General features: G+C 63.3%; 15 protein-coding genes. 6 read left to right on the top strand and 9 right to left on the bottom strand.

Features of this window, described 5'->3' with window-relative positions; genetic code table 11:
• The first annotated feature begins 677 nt into the window (after positions 1–677).
• A complete protein-coding gene (locus tag QTI24_RS29845; protein WP_286605412.1) occupies positions 678–1,187 on the top strand; it encodes a hypothetical protein in 510 nt (169 codons plus the stop codon).
• 23 nt (positions 1,188–1,210) lie between these two features.
• Positions 1,211–2,092, top strand: a complete 882-nt coding sequence (locus tag QTI24_RS29840; RefSeq protein ID WP_286605411.1) for a hypothetical protein — start codon at positions 1,211–1,213, stop codon at positions 2,090–2,092.
• A gap of 1,303 nt (positions 2,093–3,395) precedes the next feature.
• On the opposite strand, the gene QTI24_RS29835 is transcribed toward QTI24_RS29840, so the two are convergent.
• The 8 genes from QTI24_RS29835 to QTI24_RS29800 are packed head-to-tail and all read right to left on the bottom strand — an operon-like array spanning position 3,396 to position 10,646.
• The gene (locus QTI24_RS29835; RefSeq protein ID WP_286605410.1) at positions 3,396–3,551 is read right to left on the bottom strand and encodes a hypothetical protein; all 156 of its coding nucleotides are present in this window, start codon (positions 3,549–3,551) and stop codon (positions 3,396–3,398) included.
• Between the two features lie 40 nt (positions 3,552–3,591).
• Complete coding sequence (locus tag QTI24_RS29830) at positions 3,592–5,379, bottom strand: thiamine pyrophosphate-binding protein (protein WP_286605409.1); 1,788 nt, start codon at positions 5,377–5,379, stop codon at positions 3,592–3,594.
• A 25-nt stretch (positions 5,380–5,404) separates the two neighbouring features.
• Entirely contained in the window at positions 5,405–6,832 is a 1,428-nt protein-coding gene (locus tag QTI24_RS29825) for an aldehyde dehydrogenase family protein (RefSeq protein WP_286605408.1), read from the bottom strand.
• The gene (locus QTI24_RS29820; protein WP_286605407.1) at positions 6,832–7,200 is read right to left on the bottom strand and encodes a cupin domain-containing protein; all 369 of its coding nucleotides are present in this window, start codon (positions 7,198–7,200) and stop codon (positions 6,832–6,834) included. The genes QTI24_RS29825 and QTI24_RS29820 overlap by 1 nt, the downstream gene beginning before the upstream one ends.
• Positions 7,201–7,208: 8 nt before the next feature.
• The gene (locus tag QTI24_RS29815; protein WP_286605406.1) at positions 7,209–8,186 is read right to left on the bottom strand and encodes a Bug family tripartite tricarboxylate transporter substrate binding protein; all 978 of its coding nucleotides are present in this window, start codon (positions 8,184–8,186) and stop codon (positions 7,209–7,211) included.
• A gap of 31 nt (positions 8,187–8,217) precedes the next feature.
• Positions 8,218–9,006: an SDR family NAD(P)-dependent oxidoreductase gene (locus QTI24_RS29810; RefSeq protein WP_286605405.1), complete on the bottom strand. Its 789-nt coding sequence runs from the start codon at positions 9,004–9,006 to the stop codon at positions 8,218–8,220.
• A 44-nt stretch (positions 9,007–9,050) separates the two neighbouring features.
• Complete coding sequence (locus QTI24_RS29805) at positions 9,051–9,962, bottom strand: sugar ABC transporter substrate-binding protein (RefSeq protein WP_286605404.1); 912 nt, start codon at positions 9,960–9,962, stop codon at positions 9,051–9,053.
• Positions 9,963–9,965: 3 nt separating this feature from the next.
• Entirely contained in the window at positions 9,966–10,646 is a 681-nt protein-coding gene (locus QTI24_RS29800) for a hypothetical protein (protein WP_286605403.1), read from the bottom strand.
• A 75-nt stretch (positions 10,647–10,721) separates the two neighbouring features.
• On the opposite strand from QTI24_RS29800, the gene QTI24_RS29795 reads away from it, so the two are divergent.
• The 4 genes from QTI24_RS29795 to QTI24_RS29780 all read left to right on the top strand — a co-directional run bounded on the left by QTI24_RS29795 (position 10,722) and on the right by QTI24_RS29780 (position 15,182).
• Entirely contained in the window at positions 10,722–11,639 is a 918-nt protein-coding gene (locus QTI24_RS29795) for a LysR family transcriptional regulator (RefSeq protein WP_286605402.1), read from the top strand.
• A gap of 271 nt (positions 11,640–11,910) precedes the next feature.
• Complete coding sequence (locus tag QTI24_RS29790; RefSeq protein WP_286605400.1) at positions 11,911–13,755, top strand: ATP-binding protein; 1,845 nt, start codon at positions 11,911–11,913, stop codon at positions 13,753–13,755.
• Positions 13,670–14,854 (top strand): glycoside hydrolase family 19 protein, encoded by a 1,185-nt coding sequence (locus tag QTI24_RS29785; protein ID WP_286605399.1) that lies wholly within the window; start codon positions 13,670–13,672, stop codon positions 14,852–14,854. Before QTI24_RS29790 ends, QTI24_RS29785 begins: the two co-directional genes overlap by 86 nt.
• Positions 14,855–15,035: 181 nt before the next feature.
• Positions 15,036–15,182 carry a DUF4158 domain-containing protein gene (locus QTI24_RS29780; RefSeq protein ID WP_286605398.1) on the top strand — a complete coding sequence of 49 codons (147 nt, stop codon included), beginning with the start codon at positions 15,036–15,038 and terminating at the stop codon, positions 15,180–15,182.
• A 252-nt stretch (positions 15,183–15,434) separates the two neighbouring features.
• Here the strand turns inward: QTI24_RS29780 and QTI24_RS29775 are convergent, their stop codons facing one another.
• The gene (locus QTI24_RS29775) at positions 15,435–16,592 is read right to left on the bottom strand and encodes a TIR domain-containing protein (RefSeq protein ID WP_286605397.1); all 1,158 of its coding nucleotides are present in this window, start codon (positions 16,590–16,592) and stop codon (positions 15,435–15,437) included.
• Positions 16,593–16,611: the final 19 nt, after the last annotated feature.

Raw genomic sequence — 16,611 nt, 5'->3', positions numbered from 1 at the left:
AAGAGGCGCGCGCTCAAGGAAAAGCGTGAACTGTCACGATCGTGTGACGCCGGGATTAGGGTGCAGCTCTTCGATCCCGTGGAAGAAAGTAAATCCGATACCGGCCACGCGCGCCGATTGCCTCTGGCGGCTGCTCTCGTAGTCACAGATTTACCGTCACAGGAAAGAAAGTAAATGAGGTACTTCGCAACCGTGCGAAGTAAATTCGATACTTCGCGAATCCAATGCGTCGAGGGCTGCGTAAGGTGTTGAATCATGAGGAGTTTCGCGCCGCCCTTCTCGACGCCCTGAACGCACCATGCCCACGAGGTTCAGCCCCAAACTGGGCAGGCGGGTCCGACTGTTCAATCGGTCGACACTCGATCAGGTGGCTTCGCCTGGAAGCCCATCCGGCGCTGCTACGCCCCTGCAAACGCCCTGTTCGCTTGCGTTCTTCTCCCAAGTCTCGGCTCGTTGATTCTGGGCCGAGCGCGACGATGGCGAACAGTTGCGACTCGTCGATGATGGTCAGGATGAACTCGCCCCCAACAAAAGGTGCGCGCGACTTGGGCGATTCCGGAACAGCGGGAGACCGTTCGATTTGGTGGAGTGCGCGGCCGCTGATATTTGCCTGACGGTCAGTGGCAGCATTGGCGGCTGCGGAGAATCCGTCTTCCTTGCTTACCCGGAGATCGGCCATGAAGATCAAACTCAGTCTGGCGGTTTGCGACGGGACGGACGAGTCGGATGCGCAGCCGCTGCTGACCTTAGAGCTCGATTCGCAACCGAGCATCGAGACCCTGGGTCTGAGCTTGGCCAATGGGAAGGTTGCCCTTACGCAGTTGCAGGCCCGGATCGTCACGCGCCAGGTCGAGTTGATGTCGGCCAGACAGCGGCAGTGCCCAGCCTGCGGCCTGGATCGGCCCCTGAAGGACTATCACGACGTGCACTACAAGAGCCTGTTCGACCGCGTCGCCGTGAGGGTGCCAAGGTGGCAGCGCTGCGCCTGCTCTGTCCGCGCCGAAATCGCCGGTCGCCGACGCTGGATCTCTGCAGAGCTGGAGTACGTCCCGAGCCACTTGGCAGCCACGATTCCATATGCCAGGTCTTCTGAGTTGCTGGAGCTGCTGCTGCCGGTGGCGGATCTCGCCGCCGCGGCATGGACGGAGCCATCGGCAGCTGGCACCATGGTAAGGCTGTCGACCTAGGAGGCTCCATGTGCAGGGTTCTCTTGAATTCTCTCGTCGCGCTCTTGACCTCAGGGATCGGCGCAGCCACAGCCGACGTCTTCGATGCGCCAGTTCCAGCCGATGCATCCGTCATGGCGGCCGCGCCTGCGGTTTCCGAGAATCTCAAGCCGTTGGCTGGGAAGTGGACGGGCACACTGATAGGCGCACAGATGCAGCAGCAACACACGATCGTCGTCGAGCGCATCGAGCCTGGGCTCGCCTGGGTGATCTGGTCCGTTGGGACTGGCCGCGGACAGATGGCAGGTGGGCCGTCGACGTGGTACCGGATGCCGGGGACTGCGCACGGAGACGCCTTGGTGCTCAGTATCAACGGCGCCACAGCCACCTATAAGCTGGAGTCCAACGAAGAGATGAGTGTGGTCAGTGAGTGGGGTGGCTTCAAGATGAAGGGCAAGCTGAAGAGAGAGGTGGTGCCCGTCTCGCCATACGCATCCGATGGGCCGGGCCCGTACTGGCCACCTGACATCGTGCGGATGCAACCAGGCGAGTCGCAGAGCGCGGAAAAGGCGACGTTCCCAGATTCCCTGGTCATCAAACCGGCCGCGTCCGATACCCCTGCAGAGCGTTCGAAGTGGCTGGGAAAATGGTCTGGATGGTCCTGTCGCGCTCGAGGGTGCGACGTGAAGCTGGCGGTCCTCGACGTCACTGCCTATACCGCAAACGTTATTCAGCTCTTCGCCGCGAAGGGCTTTGTTCCAAACCAAAACGTCAGAGTTGCGACCTTTGTCAACGACGAGCTCCGCCTGAAGGGTGGTGGCTACCGGGTGTCATACCGCATGCGTCCCGACGGAGTTGTTGAGGTTTTTCATGTCTCTCCCACTGGCTCGATGGCATGGGGAGTTCTGACGAAGGACCCCACTTGAGCGTCCACCTCCTTAGCCCCGAAAGCTAAGCATTTCCGCCCCGCATTTCCGAGACCGGACCGCTCTGCCAAGCGGCCAGAGGCCCCATGCTGACAGAAGCGAGACCGAATTCGCTCTCGTGGGAAGAATTCCGTGTCCGCGGCAGCAGCACTTCGAACTTCGCCCCGAAACAGCTCGTCCAGTCAGCGAACGAGCCGATGCTTCGTCTTGCCAGGCGCCTCGGCTTCGAGGTGAAGCTGGATCCGGACGACGCGTCCGCTCGCATCTGCAGGATGACGCTCGACGGCCGCTAGTCTCGGGGTACAGCGCACTCCACAAGTTGTGGTAACCGCATCTTGGAGTTGACCCGGTTCCGTGGACGGTTGCCGGCTTGTTCAAACCGTTTGCTTAGCGAACTGAACAACGTACGCGGAGCGTCGGGTGACGTCTGGACGCGGTACTTGTCGCGCTTGCGCTTTCTGCGGGCAACGGTGTCATTTTTCATCGAAGATTCGGTTACCCCAACGTGGAGATCCGTGCCGCCGTCGACTCACTCGCGCGCGGGGCTCAATGGTGCACTCCTGGCTCGCGCGGCGAGGCGTCTCCGATTGGCACACCGTTGGCATCCGCAAGACGCGCGGCTCTCGCTGACCGACAATCGCTGCTTGCGGGCTGTAGTCGCACGCCTTACGCTCTGGCTGAAGGTGCGGTCGCTTGACGACCCCGCCTGGCAGTGTCGGCTGCAACGCGTTAACGCCACCTACACCTCGGGGGGGCCAGCGCGTCGCGATTGGACCGAAGGGGGCGACCACTGGCTACAACGACGTTGGCAACATCGCCACGGAGCCGACCGAGAGGGGATGAATGCGACACTATTTTTGTTTAATCGTCGGCACGTTTGCCATCTGGACGCTGGCGGCATGCCACCATCCGACGCCAAGTCCTTCGATCGGCGTCGGCAATCCATATCCAGTCAGTAGCTACGTATGCGATGGGACACGCTTGGCTGTGCGCTTGATGGGAGACAGCGCCTCGGTCTCCGTTGACGGGGCGGCTGCTGGCGATCTTCCGGCGATCGGAGAGTCGGGGACCAAGTTCTCCAACGGACGCCAAACGCTGATCGTCGAGCAAGGCCGCACGTCGTGGGCCGTGGGACGCGCCATGCCGGTTGCGTGCACCGGCGGCTGACGTCAGCGAGAGCCGCGCGTCTTGCGAATGCCAACGGTGTGCCAATCGGAGACGCCTCGCCGCGCGAGCCAGGAGTGCACCATTGAGCCACCCCCACCCGACTCCAGTTTAGAAATGACCGGATAAGGGGGAGACGTCAACTTGACTTGAGAATCAAGTCCCAACCCGTCCGCAACAGGGTCAAGTCCGGTTCATCAAGGAGTTCTTCCGCGGACGCACCGACCTGCTGGAGCGCAAGACGACCGACGAGTCGTATCGGCGCATCGTCGATGATCTGCAGCACCCGGTTCAAGAGGCGCTCGTCACCCAATCGAGAACGGGCAATCACATTCTCAGCCCATCCACGGCTTGCCGAACATCGGTTCCTTGTAGGGAATCGGCGGCAGTTGCCAGGTGCCGGTGGAAGGTGGGCGGACTTCGGAGTCGACGTGCACGTCGATGACGCAAGGCCTGCGATTGCGCACGGCCTGCTCAACGGCGCCGCGCAGGTCTTCGCTGCGCGTCACGGTCACGCCGTCGGCGCCGCAAGCGCGTGCCCATGCCGCGAAGTCGGGGTTGTAGCGTTCACCGCCAGGCCCCTGCTTGCCCTTGTAGAAGGCGGTGCCCAGTTCGCGGCCCTCGAAGAGACCGTATTGCAGGTCGCGGATCGCGCCCCATGCGAAGTTGTTCCAGACGATCCACACGCAGGGCAGGTCGTACTCGACCGCGGTGGCGACGACATACGGCGCCATCATGAAACCGCCATCGCCGACCACCGCGACGCAGGGCCGGTCGGGCGCGGCCAACTGGGCGCCGAGGACGCCGCAGACGCCGAAGCCCATCGACGAATAACCCCAGCTGTTCAGCATGCTCTGCGTGCGCTTCGGCTTCCAGAACTGCATGAACCAGTTGTGATGCACGCCGGAATCGAGCGAGAGGATCACGTCGTCAGGGAGGACGTCCTGCAGCGAATCGACAACGTACTCGGGTCGGATCGGCGTCGTGATGGCGCTGAAGTTCGGTCGCACGAAAGCTTCCCACTCGGCCTGCCATTCCGCGACTTGCGCACGCCAGGCGCCATAGTGCGCGGCCTCGATCTCGCGCCGTTGGCCGAGCCCGGCCAGCAATTGCGCGCTGAATACCTTGGCATCGGCAATCACGCCAAGCGTCGGCGGATAGTTGCGCCCGAGTTCCAGCGGATCGATATCGACGTGCAGCAGCCTGGTGCTCGGGAAGTTCCACGAATAGCCCGGATGCCAGCTCGACGACGAGCGGTCGTCGAAGCGCGTCCCGATGCACAGCACCAGGTCCGCATGACGGCCGGCCTGGTTGGCCGGATAGGCGCCGTTGCGGCCGATGAAGCCGAGCGTCAGCGGATCGTCCGCCGGCACGCAGCCCATGCCATTCGGCGAGGTGATGACGGGAATGCCGAGCTGCTTCGACAGCGCCGTGATCTCCGGCCCCGCCTCCGCGAGCGTCGCGCCATGGCCGATGAAGAAGACCGGCTTCTTCGCCGCGGCCAGCAGGTCCAGCGCGGCGGCGACGTCGGCATCGCTCGCGCCCGGACGGTGCGAGCCGTGCCGGTGCGATACCGGCGGCACCTCGACCTCGGCTTCTTCCTGGAAGACGTTGTACGGTATGTCCATGTTCACCGGCCCCGGCCGGCCCGTGACCATGGTGTCGAAAGACTGGCGCAGCGCGAGGGGCAGCATGTCCACGCGCGTCGGCTGGAAAGTGCGCTTGACGACGGGGCGCAGCACCTGCGCGAAGTCGGCCTGGTTGTGCGCGTACAGCTCCTGGAAAGGCGCGCGGTTGGCCTGCGAGGTGGGCACGTTGGCAGTGATCGCCAGGAAGGCCGACGAGTCCGACAGGGCAGTCGCGAGCGACATCACCATGTTGGCCGATCCGGGGCCGGTGGAGGTCAGTGTCGCGACCGGTTCGTGCTTGACGCGGAAGTAGGCGTCGGCCATGTGACCCGCGCACTGTTCGTGCCGCGGCGACACCATCTTTATCTTGTCGCGCACCTGGTGCAGCGCATCGAGGATGCCGACGTTGCCGTGCCCGCAGATGCCGAACACGTACGGCACCTTCTGCTTGACGAGGTATTCGGCGATGAGTTCGCCGCCCTTCATGGTTGCCATGGGTATGTCTCTTTCTTTCGGGGGATCAGGCCAGCAGGGTGACCATGCGTTCTTCGCTCATCTCGCGGATCGCGTAGTGCGGACCTTCGCGGCCGAAGCCGCTGTCCTTGGAGCCGCCGTAAGGCATCAGGTCTACGCGCGAGCTGGAGGTCTCGTTGATGTGTACCCCGCCGACTTCGAGCCGCCGCGCAGCCCGGATGGCGTCGTCGAGGCGGTTGGTGAACACGCCGGTGGCCAGGCCGTAGGGCGTGGAATTGACACGGTCGATCGCGTCCTCAAGGCGGTCGAAAGGCACGATGCACATGACGGGGCCGAACACCTCCTGGCAGCCGAGCGACGTAGCCGGGTCGACGTCGGCGAGCAGCGTGGGCGGTACCACCGCGCCGCGGCGCTCGCCGCCCGCGAGCCTGCGCGCGCCGGCTGCCATGGCCTCGTCGATCCAGCGTTCGATACGCTGGGCCGAGGCTTCGCTGATGACAGGGCCGACGACCGTGCTCGCATCCGAAGGGTCGCCGTAGGGCAGCGACTCGACCATGTCGGTGAGCCGCCGCTCCACCTCGGCCGCAATGGCCGTGTGCACCAGCAGCACCTGGACGGACGTGCACACCTGGCCCGCCTTGCGGTAGCCGGCATTGACGATCTTCGGCAGCGCCGCGTCGAGGTCGGCGTCATCGCAGACCACGCAATGCGCGATCGAGCCCAGCTCCATCTGCGTGCGCCGCAGGCCCGCGCGCTGCTGGATTGCGCGGCCTGCCTCGGTGCTGCCCGTGAATGCGTAGAAGCGGACTGCGCGCTCTTCCAGGAGCCACTGGGCGACCTGCGCGCCGCCGTGCAGGACCGAGAGCAGCCCGGGCGGCAGGCCGGCCTCGAGCAGCGCCTCGGCAAGGATGCAGGCCGTCACAGGCGTGTGCAAGGAGGGCTTCAGAATCACCGCATTGCCGGCAGCGAGTGCTGGGCCCACCTTGTGGGCCACCGTGTTGAGCGGCGCATTGAAGGGTGTGATGGCGCAGACCACGCCGAGTGGCACGCGCAAGGTGAAGCCGATGCGGCCTGCCTGACCGGGCGCGCCTTCCATCGGCACGAGCTCGCCGCTGAAGCGACGGGCCTCCTCGGCCGAAAGCCGCAGCGTTATGGCCCCGCGCCGGATCTCGTTGGCAGCGTCGTGACCGGTGAATCCAGCCTCCGCCCGCATCACGGCCACCAATTCGTCAGAGCGGCGCTCGATGATGGCGGCTGCGCGATCAAGGATCGCACCGCGGGCGTATGCGTCAAGCGTGCTCGCGCGAAAGGCCCCTTCGGCGCCAGTCACCGCCAGTGCCACCTGCTCGCGGGAGGGCAGTTGGGCGAGCGCCCATGGTGCCTGCCGGTATTTGTCGAGAACGCTGCTGCTGTCGCAGCCGTCCTGCCATTCGCCTGCCACCAGCAGGCGGCAGGTACGCGTGTCGGCCGCCATCACAGCGGCTCCTCGTCGGTCACTGGCGTCGTGATGACGAGGAAGACCAACGGCACCGTTCCGTTGTTGGTGAACCCGTGACGCACGCCTGGAGGGACGAACACGTAGTCGTGGCGGCGCAGCAAGTGGCGCTGGCCGTCCAGCGTGAGGAGCCCCTCGCCTTCCAGCACGTGATAGACCTGTTCCTGTACCTCGTGCACGTGCGGCTCCACGAACGCCATCGGCGCGTAGCAGGAAATGCGGTGATCGATGCGTCTGGAGCGGCAGGTCTGCGGTGTGATCAACGGCTTCGACAGCGCACCACCGAAGTGGCCGGGATATTGCAGCCAGTCGATCTCGGCGACATTGGCGAGGAAAGAATCAGTCATCTGCGGCCTCATTCAGGCTTGATGCCGGAGGATTCCGCCACCTTCTGGAAGCGCTCGACTTCCTCTCGCTGGTACTTCGCGAATTCCTCCGGACCGAGCGGCAGCAGTTGGGTACCTGCCTTCTGGGCATACGCGCGGGCGGCATCCGACGCCACGATCTTCATCGTGGCTTCCGCCAGCTTGCGCGTGATGTCGTCGGGTGTCTCGGAACGCACGTGAATGGAGGTCCAGGTGTCGTAGACGAACTCCGGATAGCCGCTCTCCTTCACTGTCGGCACGCTCGAAAAGAACGGATGCCGGGCTTCGTCCGTGACGGCCAAAGCGCGGATGCGATGGCCCTGCAGCAGCGGCGTGGCGCCGGCCAAGTCGACGATGGCCCAGTCCAGATACCCGCCCGCGACGTCGGTCAATACCTGTGTGAGGCCCTTGTAGGGAACGTGCGTGTACTTGAAGCCGGCGGAATTAGCGAACCAGTCGGCCGCCAGGTGGAAGCCTTCGGAGGCCGTCCCCGCGTTCAAAGCGGACTTCTTCGACGCTGCTACCAGCTCGGGCAGCGTCCTGTAGGGCGAGCCGGGAGGGACCACGATGGCGGTCATATTCTTGGTCAAGCCCGCCACCGGCTTGAAATCCTTGGCGGCATCGTAGGGAAGATCCTTCACCATCACCACGTTGGTGACCAGCGGTGCCGTACTGCCCAGAAGCAACGTGTAGCCATCCGCCGGCTGGCTCTTCACGAATGTTGTGCCGATCGAGCCGCTGTTGCCGCCCGGACGGTTCTCAACCAGCACCGGTTGACCGAGCGCGGCCGACAACTTTTCGCCAAAAAAGCGCGCGGCCGCGTCCGAGCCACCGCCAGGCGTAAAGGGCACGATCATGCGGATCGGCTTGTTCGGAAAGGTGGCTGCCCCCTGCGCAAAGGCAGGGGCGCACAGCGCGAGGCCAGCGGCCAAGAAAAGGCGGCGCGCGCCGAGGACGGTCTTGTGCATGCTGTTGTCTCCTTTGGTGTTGAGGCGACGATCAAGACGCGGTGGCGCCGCTGTCCACAAGCTCGATACGGCCCGTGATTCGCTTTGATTCGTCAGAGGCCAGGAACAAGGCCATGTGGGTCAAGTCCTCGATCTCGATCGGTCCCAGCAGGTGTGAAGGGACCTCCGGCCGGTGGTGGCGGTTCTTCTTGTCGAAAATACGATGGTTGGGGAAGTCCTGCTGGAACTTGGTCATGCGCGGGCTGATCACGACGCCCGGGGCAATGCAGTTGACGCGGATGCCGTCGGGAGCGTACTCCACGGCCATGGAGCGAGTCAGCGCAATCACCGCTCCCTTGGCGGCGGTGTAGCAGTCGCGCCCCGAGGTGCCGATGGTGGCGTTGTAAGAAGCCGTGTTGATGACCGAGCCCCCGCGGCCGGCTTTCTGCATGGCACGGATCCCGAAGCGGCTGGAGAGAAAGGTGCCTAGCAGCTCCAGCTTGATGCATCGCCAGAACTCCTCCATGTCGACAACCGTCACCATGTCATCGTGCGGGGTGGATCCGCCAGCATTGTTGTACAGGATGTCGAGATGGCCGCCGAAAGCCGCCGTGCCTTCGGCAACCGCCTGCTCGACGGATGCCTCGTCTGTCACGTCGCAACGAACGAACTTGGCCTTGCCACCATGGGCGCGAATGGATTCCGCCAGGTCCGCGCCGCGAGCTTGGTCGATCTCGGCCACAACCACCGCCGCACCTTCGCTGGCGAAGCGGACGGCCGCAGCGGCACCGATGCCGGCACCGCCTCCGGTAATGAACGCAACCTTGTCTTTCAAGCGCATGGAATGAGTCTCCTGAGTGTGTGGATGGAAAGGAAAAGGGGCTTTCAGGCGATCTGAGATCCGGCCTCGCTGGCGACCACTTGGTCCCAGTCCGGGCAGACGCGCTGTTCGTACGGTCTGTCCCACTCGGCCGCATTACCAGCATCGATGATGTCGGGCGCCAGATCGATGCGGCGAGCTACGCGCTCGCCGCGCAGGTGGCGTAGAGCCATCTCGACGGCCAGGCAGCCGAAGCGGTGGGTGTTGAAGGAGGCGGTGGCGGCCAGGGTGCCTGCCCGCACGGCAGCGACGGCATCCGGCGTGCCATTGATGCTCACCATGGGCACCCTGCGTCCGGTTTGCGCGAAGGCTTCCAGCGCGCCCATCGCCATCAGGTCGTTGGCGCTCAGGATTGCATCGAGTCGTGCGTGCCGCGACAACAACGTCAGCGCCGCCTCGCGGCCAGGCGCGTGCTGGTAGTAGCCCGACACCACGTCCACCAACTGCATGTCGGCGTACTGCGCAAGTGCTTGTTCGAAACCCTCGCGGCGCTGTGGTGTCGTGATGGAGCCTGGGTGGCCTTCGATGATGGCCACCTTGGCATCCGGGCGCAGACGAGGCAGCACGGTGTGCGCGAGCGCGGCGGCCATGCGCGTGTCGTCGGACCCGATGAAGCCCACCCATCTCCCCGCAGTCGGCTCGCTCACGAACAGCACGAGAGGGATGTCCGCAGCGTTGACGCGCGCGATGGCATCGTTGATGGCGCTGGCGTGCGCAGGCAGCAAAATGATCGCGTCCGGTCGACCGACGATGGCCTGATCGATCAAGGCGGACTGCTGCTCAGGGCTGTCGGCCATCTCCGGCGCACGATGGTCCAGGGTGCAACCCATGCGTTGTGCCACCGTGCGTGCACCGACCAGCGCCCCGCCGTACGCGGGGTTGGTATGGTTCTTTGTGATGATGCGAAGGTGTTCCAATGTTTAGGCCTCAAGGGGGTTTCGGGCAGCGAAGCAAAGTCTGTAGACGGCAGCCTGCACAGGCTGGCGGCAGTTGGTGAGCGACTGGGCCGCTTCAAGGACCCGTTTGCCCGCATCGAGACTGTCGGTGTCGAACAGCAGCGCCCAGGCGATCTGCGCGTCCGGACCGCTGCGCAGCCCCTGTTCGGTGCTGGACGCCACGGGCGCCTTGCGTTCACCGGCCAACGCAGTGACCTGCAGCACGCCGGGCCGACTCATAAGCTGATCGCAGGTCGCGGGCGCATCGACCAATTCGCCGTGCGGCGAGGCCAGCGCCGCCAGGAATCCACCTTGCGCATGCCCCGCGCGGCCTGTGATGACGCAGACCGTGCGCGACATGTTGCGGAAGTGGAGCATCGCCTCGCGTGTCCACGCGCTGGGCGCATCGACGCGGGCCCGATAGGCATCACTGTTCAGCACCTCGGGTGCGGTAATGCGGTAGGCGCCGAAGATCTCTGCGCCAGTGCCGGCAACCCGATCAAAGCGGCGTGCCTCCATGAAGCCCGGGATCGCGAGGCGCTCGAAGTGATGCTCCCGGCCGTACCATTCGCGTACCGTGGCACTTTGCCCGGGCGCCACGTCGTGCCAGATCGCCAGCATGCCGCCGGGGCTGGCGGCAAGCAATGGGGTCGTGGGTGCATCCATGGGAACGAATGGTCGTTCCGTAACCCTTAACCGTCCATTCGCTAATATTCAGTAACCGATAACTGAAAGTTTGGAATGGAATTGAATCTGCGCGACCTGCGTTACTTCGAAGCGGCGGCGCAGACCGAAAATTTGGGGCGTGCCGCGGAGACCATCGCCCGCAGCCAGCCAGCTTTGACCAAGGCCATCCGCCGCCTCGAGCAAACCGTGGGCGGGCCGCTCTTCGAGAAAGCCGGCCGCGGCGTGCGACTCACGCCCGTGGGCCAGGTGCTGCTGGAGGAAGCCAGGCAGCTGCGCGTCTCGGCGGACGAGGCGCTGCGCCACGTCGCCGATTTCTCCCAGGGTGTCGCAGGACTTGTGCGGATCGGCAGCGGGACAGTGAGCGTCGGCGCGCTGCTGCCGCAGGTGTGCCACGTGCTGCTGTCGCAGGCGCCGAAGGCGCAGGTCAGCATCGAGGTAGGGGCGAGCTTCGATCTGCTGGAGCAGTTGAGGCAAAAGCAACTCGACCTCGTCGTCGGCCTGCTTCCGCCGGAGAAGGATGAGTTGCTCACACGGCATCCCTTGGCAATGGAGGAAGTCGTGGTCGCCGGCCGCAGAGCCCACCCGATCTTCAAGGCACGGCGCATCAGCCTCGAGATGCTGCTTGACTACCCATGGGTGCTACCCAAACCGGAAGCCCCGAGCCGCCAATGGCTCGAGGCCGCTTTCGCGGCTCACGGTCTCCCGCCACCGAACGTTCAGATCGAAGCAAACTCCATCCCGCTGCTGCCGCAGTTGATCGCGGGCACCAACCTCCTGAGCTTTGTGTCACGACACACGATTGCGTCCGAAAAGCACGCGCGGCTACGCGAAGTACAGCCGTCGCTCCTAGTGCTCCGACGCGAACTGGGCGTGAGCTCCCGCAGCGGTGGCTATCTTTCGCCGGTGTCCCGGCGTTTGCTCGAACTGCTGAAGCAGCGCGTCCCCGCGCTGCTCGTCGGCGAGTTCGAGTGAAGGTCATGGCCAGTGGTGATTGGAGAGCATCTCATTCCTGGGGTGTGCGCTGCAGCAAAGAGATCGATACCGGAAGCACTGCTGACCGGTGTCTTCGTCGAGCGGCGCCGCTAAGGATTTTGTTGCGATGCACACCCCAGGAATGAGATGCTCTCCATTGCCGACAGTTTCACGTCTATCTGTCGTCGACCCTTGCTGATCTGAAGGCCGAGCGTGAAGCGGTTTTGAAGGTGCTCGTCGTTTGGTAACGACTGACCGAGAGCTGAACAGCATGTCCACCGATTCGAAGCCCGGCTCCGACGTTCCCGCCAGCGAGCAAGCCGGCACCGCACGGCGAAGTATCAGGATTTTCATATCCTCCCCGAGCGACGTGCGGCCTGAGCGGCTGAACACCAAACGCCTGATAGAAAAGCTGGATCGCGAGTTCGGGCATCACTTCCGGGTGGAGCCGGTGCTGTGGGAATGGGAGCCGCTCGTAGCCACCGGACATTTCCAGGACTCCATTACGCCGCCTCGCGAGACCAACATTGTGGTCGTGATTATGTGGTCCCGGCTCGGCGTGCCGTTGCCGACCGACAAGTTTCTGGGGGCTATCACCGGCCGTCGCGTCACCGGAACCGAATGGGAGTTCGAGGATGCTTTCGCGGCAGCACGGCAGGGCGGTGAGCCAGAACTGCTGTTCTACCTGAAGACCGCCGAGGTCAAGGGCTCGCTGGACGACGAAATCGCATTGCTCCAACAGCTCGACCAGAAGAAGCGGGTCCTGGATTTCATCAAGCGATGGTTCGTGGACGCGGATTCCAAGACCTTCAAGCTCGCTTACAGCAGTTTCGTCGACACGGCCGACTTCGAGGAAACCCTGGAGACGCACTTGCGCGGGCTCCTGGAAAGGCGGCTAAACCTGACCGAAGGTGCGTCGGTGGGGGGCGGCATCCGCTGGCATCAGGGCAGTGCCTACCGGGGCTTGGAATCCTTCGGGCCGGAGCATGCCCAGGTGTTCTTCGGCCGCACCCGGGCGCGCAACGAACTGCGAGAACGCCTGGCACGCCAAGCGGATGCCGGTTGCGCCTTCGTACTGGTATTTGGCGCCAGCGGCAGCGGCAAGTCGTCCTTGGTCAAGGCTGGATTGCTGCCAGACCTCAAACTGCCCGGCATGATCGGCCAGGTCGCACTGTGCCGCCATGCGGTGTTGCGCCCGGCCGATGCCCGGGGCGACTTGCTAAGCCATCTCGCCGCTGCGATCGTCAGCGCTACCGCCCTGCCCGAACTGGCCGACCTGCAGTACGACCAGGCCGCGCTGGCGGAACTGCTGAGGAAAGCCCCTAACCAGGCGAAGCAGCCTATCCTGCAGGGCCTCACGGCCATCGGGAGAACGGAGCGACTCACCGAACGCGCTGAGGCGCGACTACTGCTCGTGATCGACCAGTTAGAAGAACTGTTCACGCTGGAGGCGCTGCTCCCTCTGGACAAGGTTGCCTTTGTTGCGGCGCTTGAAGGGCTAGCAAAATCGGGCCTGGTCTGGGTCGTGGCGACCATGCGCAGCGACTTCTTCGACCGTCTAGATAGTGTGCCGACCCTCGCGCAACTCGCCGCCGGCGAGGCGCGTTACGTCCTAGCGCTGCCAACGCCCGCGGAAATTGGCCAGATCGTCCGCCAGCCGGGACGTGAAGCCGGTTTGCGTTTCGAGTTCGATCGGGCACGCGGCCTGGGTCTCGACGACGAGCTCTGCCAAGCAGCGGCCCGGGCACCGTCGGCCCTCCCTCTGCTGGAATTCACCCTGGACCAGCTTTGGCAACGCCGCACCGAGCGGGACGAGCTGACCTTCGCCGCTTACGACGAAATGGGCGGGCTGGAGGGTGCGCTGGGACGCCGCGCTGAAGAGGAATTTGTCCGGCTGCCGGCCGACGTCCAGTCCGCTCTGCCGCAGGTCCTGCGGGCGCTCGCGACAACGGGCCAGGGCTCCCGGGGGACAGTGACAGCGCGGGTTGTTCCGCTGGAGCATTTCGCCCCCGAAGCGCGCGAGGCGGTTAGTGGACGCGTTTCTGGCGCCCGGGGCGCGGCTGCTGCTGGCCTGGGGCGACGAGGAGGACGGACAGCAACTGCGGGTGACGCATGAGGCACTGCTGACGCATTGGAAACGGGCGAAGGAACAACTCCTGCACGATCGTGCCGATTTGCAGACGCGGGATCGCGTGAAGGAGGCGGCATCACTATGGCAGAACGCGCAGAGAGCTGATCGCACCAGCCGACTGCTGCCCACCGGCTTGCCGCTAGCCGAAGCCGAGGATCTGCTGCAACGGCGCCGGGGTGAACTGGACGGCACCGTCGTCAGCTACATCGAGGTGTCCGCTACTGCGGCACAGGCCCAGGCGCGACATCAGCGGCTACAGTTGCTCGCCGTTGCCGTGGTTTTTGCCATGCTCGCCGTTGCGGCAAGTGTGACGGCTTTTTGGGCGAACCAAGCACGCGATGATGCGCTCGCAAAAACTGAAAGACTTCAAGGCGTTTTGCTATTGGTGGGAAAAGGTTCCCTCGTTCGCAGTCGGAAGGAAGATCAAGATCATGAATTCCGCGAGCTCCGTTTGGAGAACCTGCGACATATCATGCCGAGCCTATTGCAACAGAAGGCGGAGATATACCTTCCATACCTGCAGGTTGTAATGCACGAATTCGGCATTAATACTCCGCTGCGTCAGGCTGCATTTCTAGCAATCATCGCATACGAGTCGGGTGAGCTGACCCACTTGGAGGAGGTATGGGGACCGAATGCATTCCAACTGAAATACGAGATGAATAAGTCTTTGGGCAACACTCAGCCGGGTGACGGAAAGAGATTCAAAGGCAGAGGTGTAGTGATGGTTACCGGGCGAGGCAATTATGCGCGCTTTGGGAAACTTTTAGACATGGACTTCATTTCGAAGCCCGAACTAATGAGCACGCCTGAGGTGGCTATTCTGATTGGAGCGGATTTCTGGGAAGAGAGGGGGTTGAATAAGTTTGCAGATGCCGGCGATATTTCTGGGATTCAGAGGCGGGTCAGTGGAGGGGTTCGAGGCCTAGATCAATTATCAAAATATTACCGTAGGGCCAAAGAAACATTCGGAATAAACGACGCTATTCGAGATCCCACGGGCTCGTCAGCCCCCGCTCTGTCTGAATCTGCAGCGCCGGCGGTTGCTCCGACACTTCCAGGACCGACCGCCCTTCCAAGGTAACGCAACTGTTTTTTGTAACTTCGAGGGCATGTCTTTCGGTCGATTGGATCCAATGTGTCGAGCGCTCCGTAAGGTGTTGAATCATCAGGAAATTCGCGCACGCTGGACGGAGGGTAGTCGAAATGTTGGCGGTCGCTGACCCCACCAAATGAATCGCTCTCAACGGCGAAGGAGCGCAGCGATGCAAGGTTGGCAGACGTCCTACCTGGGCCTGCTCGACATGCCCGGCGGGCTCAGCGAGTTCGAGTTGCAGGCATTCTTCAGCTTCAGCCGCTCCGAACTCGAATTGATCACGCGTCGGCGCAGTGACAGCCTCAAGCTGAGTTGAGCGCGGCAAATCGGCTTCGCCCGCATGAAATCAACCACAGAGCGGGCCGTACCGCGAGTTGGTTGAGAGGCAACAGAAACCTAAGATGAGACAAGGACTTAGGAGTGATGACACGCGGGAAGCCGCATTTTTCGCGGCGCCCTTACCGTCACAGTGCACTGGTGGTGCCCTTCATCGCGGTGCAGGTGGCCGTGATCAGCGATGTGCCATTTTTGGCGCGATAGAGGGCGTCGTGCCCGCTTTGGGCGCATCTCAGAGGTGACCAAAGATCTGTCGGTGCACCGCCGCCTCGACCTCTTCCACCTTTGCCACGATTTCCGGTACCCATCGCCGGCGCCATGCGTCGAGGGCATCAACCTCGTCGTCCAAGGAATTGAGTTCGCCAGTGACGAAGTCGAGCATGTCGATCGCGCCCAGGTACCACCCTCGCAGGCACAGGTCATGGTAGTGGCGACGTTTGATTGGCAGGACGCCGCGCGTGCTGGGCCGGCCCCTGCTCTCCAAGCAGGCCCGCTCATCGACACAACTGGGACAAAGCGCTCGAGATTGGGCGTAGGCTAGAAGCTGCGGGCCGTCCCGACCAAGGAGTTCTTCCAACTCTTGCCTGTGATTGTGTGCATCCCATCGGCTCGGAAGGTAGTAGCTTCGCGGATTCCGGAGGAAACGCTCCAATTCCTCGTGCAACCGGCACCTAATCTCATTTCGCCCCGGAACGCCCGGAAAGGAATCACTCGCATTCCGGACAAGTTTGCACAGCTTGTCCACATCGGCACGCAGGCCCAGAGCTTCTATGTCCTCCTTCAGGAACGCCAGCACGCTTTTCGCTTTCTCTCCAAGCGTTCGCGTCAAGGTCCATCGCCCGCTGTTTGGATCGATCTGCGCGATCTCTCCGCGAATCCAGGCCGCCAACAATAGTGCTCGGCGACAGCGCTCCTGAAGGCTGGGTGGGTGGAAGGCATCGGCGGCAAAGCCTTCGGACAAGCGTTTCGGCACGCGTTTCAACATGTCGCTCAATGTCATATCGCTGTACCACTCGAATCCTGCGACCCCAAGGAAATCGCTCGGAATGCGAAACTGCGGCTTGTCTGGCATTAGCAGGATGCACCGGTGGCGGCCCAAACGCCCAGCAAAAAGACCGTATTCGAACAGGACGTTATCGCGCATCTGCTCATAGCTCTCACCGCGCGACTGAAGGCGGTCGTCGGCGCTGCCCACGAGAATAGCGCCGTCGGCGTCTTCGGCGCGCCGTTCGAGTTCTTGCAGCGGTGGGTCCTTGGTCTTGAAGAAGTCGCACCACAATAGCGCGCGCATCCCCGCCACTTCGAGCGCTTCCGCGACCTTCGCGGCCGTGGCACGCCCTTCAGAGGACGAGCCGACAAAGACTCGGGCCCTTCGGTCCCATTTCAGCACAGGAAACGTTTCCAAGATG

It is taken from the genome of Variovorax sp. J22P240 (assembly GCF_030316855.1).
Classification (GTDB): Bacteria; Pseudomonadota; Gammaproteobacteria; order Burkholderiales; family Burkholderiaceae_C; genus Variovorax.
The sequence above is the reverse complement of the archived record's forward strand: the minus strand, read 5'-3'. Positions and strand labels throughout refer to the sequence as shown.

Excerpts from the sequence above, each read along its gene's own strand:
- QTI24_RS29825 (WP_286605408.1), bottom strand. The coding sequence starts at position 6,832 with ATGGCGGCCGACACGCGTACCTGCCGCCTGCTGGTGGCAGGCGAATGG.
- QTI24_RS29795 (WP_286605402.1), top strand. The coding sequence starts at position 10,722 with ATGGAATTGAATCTGCGCGACCTGCGTTACTTCGAAGCGGCGGCGCAG.
- QTI24_RS29845 (WP_286605412.1), top strand. The coding sequence starts at position 678 with ATGAAGATCAAACTCAGTCTGGCGGTTTGCGACGGGACGGACGAGTCG.
- QTI24_RS29800 (WP_286605403.1), bottom strand. The coding sequence starts at position 10,646 with ATGGATGCACCCACGACCCCATTGCTTGCCGCCAGCCCCGGCGGCATG.
- QTI24_RS29790 (WP_286605400.1), top strand. The coding sequence starts at position 11,911 with ATGTCCACCGATTCGAAGCCCGGCTCCGACGTTCCCGCCAGCGAGCAA.
- QTI24_RS29830 (WP_286605409.1), bottom strand. The coding sequence starts at position 5,379 with ATGGCAACCATGAAGGGCGGCGAACTCATCGCCGAATACCTCGTCAAG.
- QTI24_RS29780 (WP_286605398.1), top strand. The coding sequence starts at position 15,036 with ATGCAAGGTTGGCAGACGTCCTACCTGGGCCTGCTCGACATGCCCGGC.
- QTI24_RS29820 (WP_286605407.1), bottom strand. The coding sequence starts at position 7,200 with ATGACTGATTCTTTCCTCGCCAATGTCGCCGAGATCGACTGGCTGCAA.
- QTI24_RS29810 (WP_286605405.1), bottom strand. The coding sequence starts at position 9,006 with ATGCGCTTGAAAGACAAGGTTGCGTTCATTACCGGAGGCGGTGCCGGC.
- QTI24_RS29815 (WP_286605406.1), bottom strand. The coding sequence starts at position 8,186 with ATGCACAAGACCGTCCTCGGCGCGCGCCGCCTTTTCTTGGCCGCTGGC.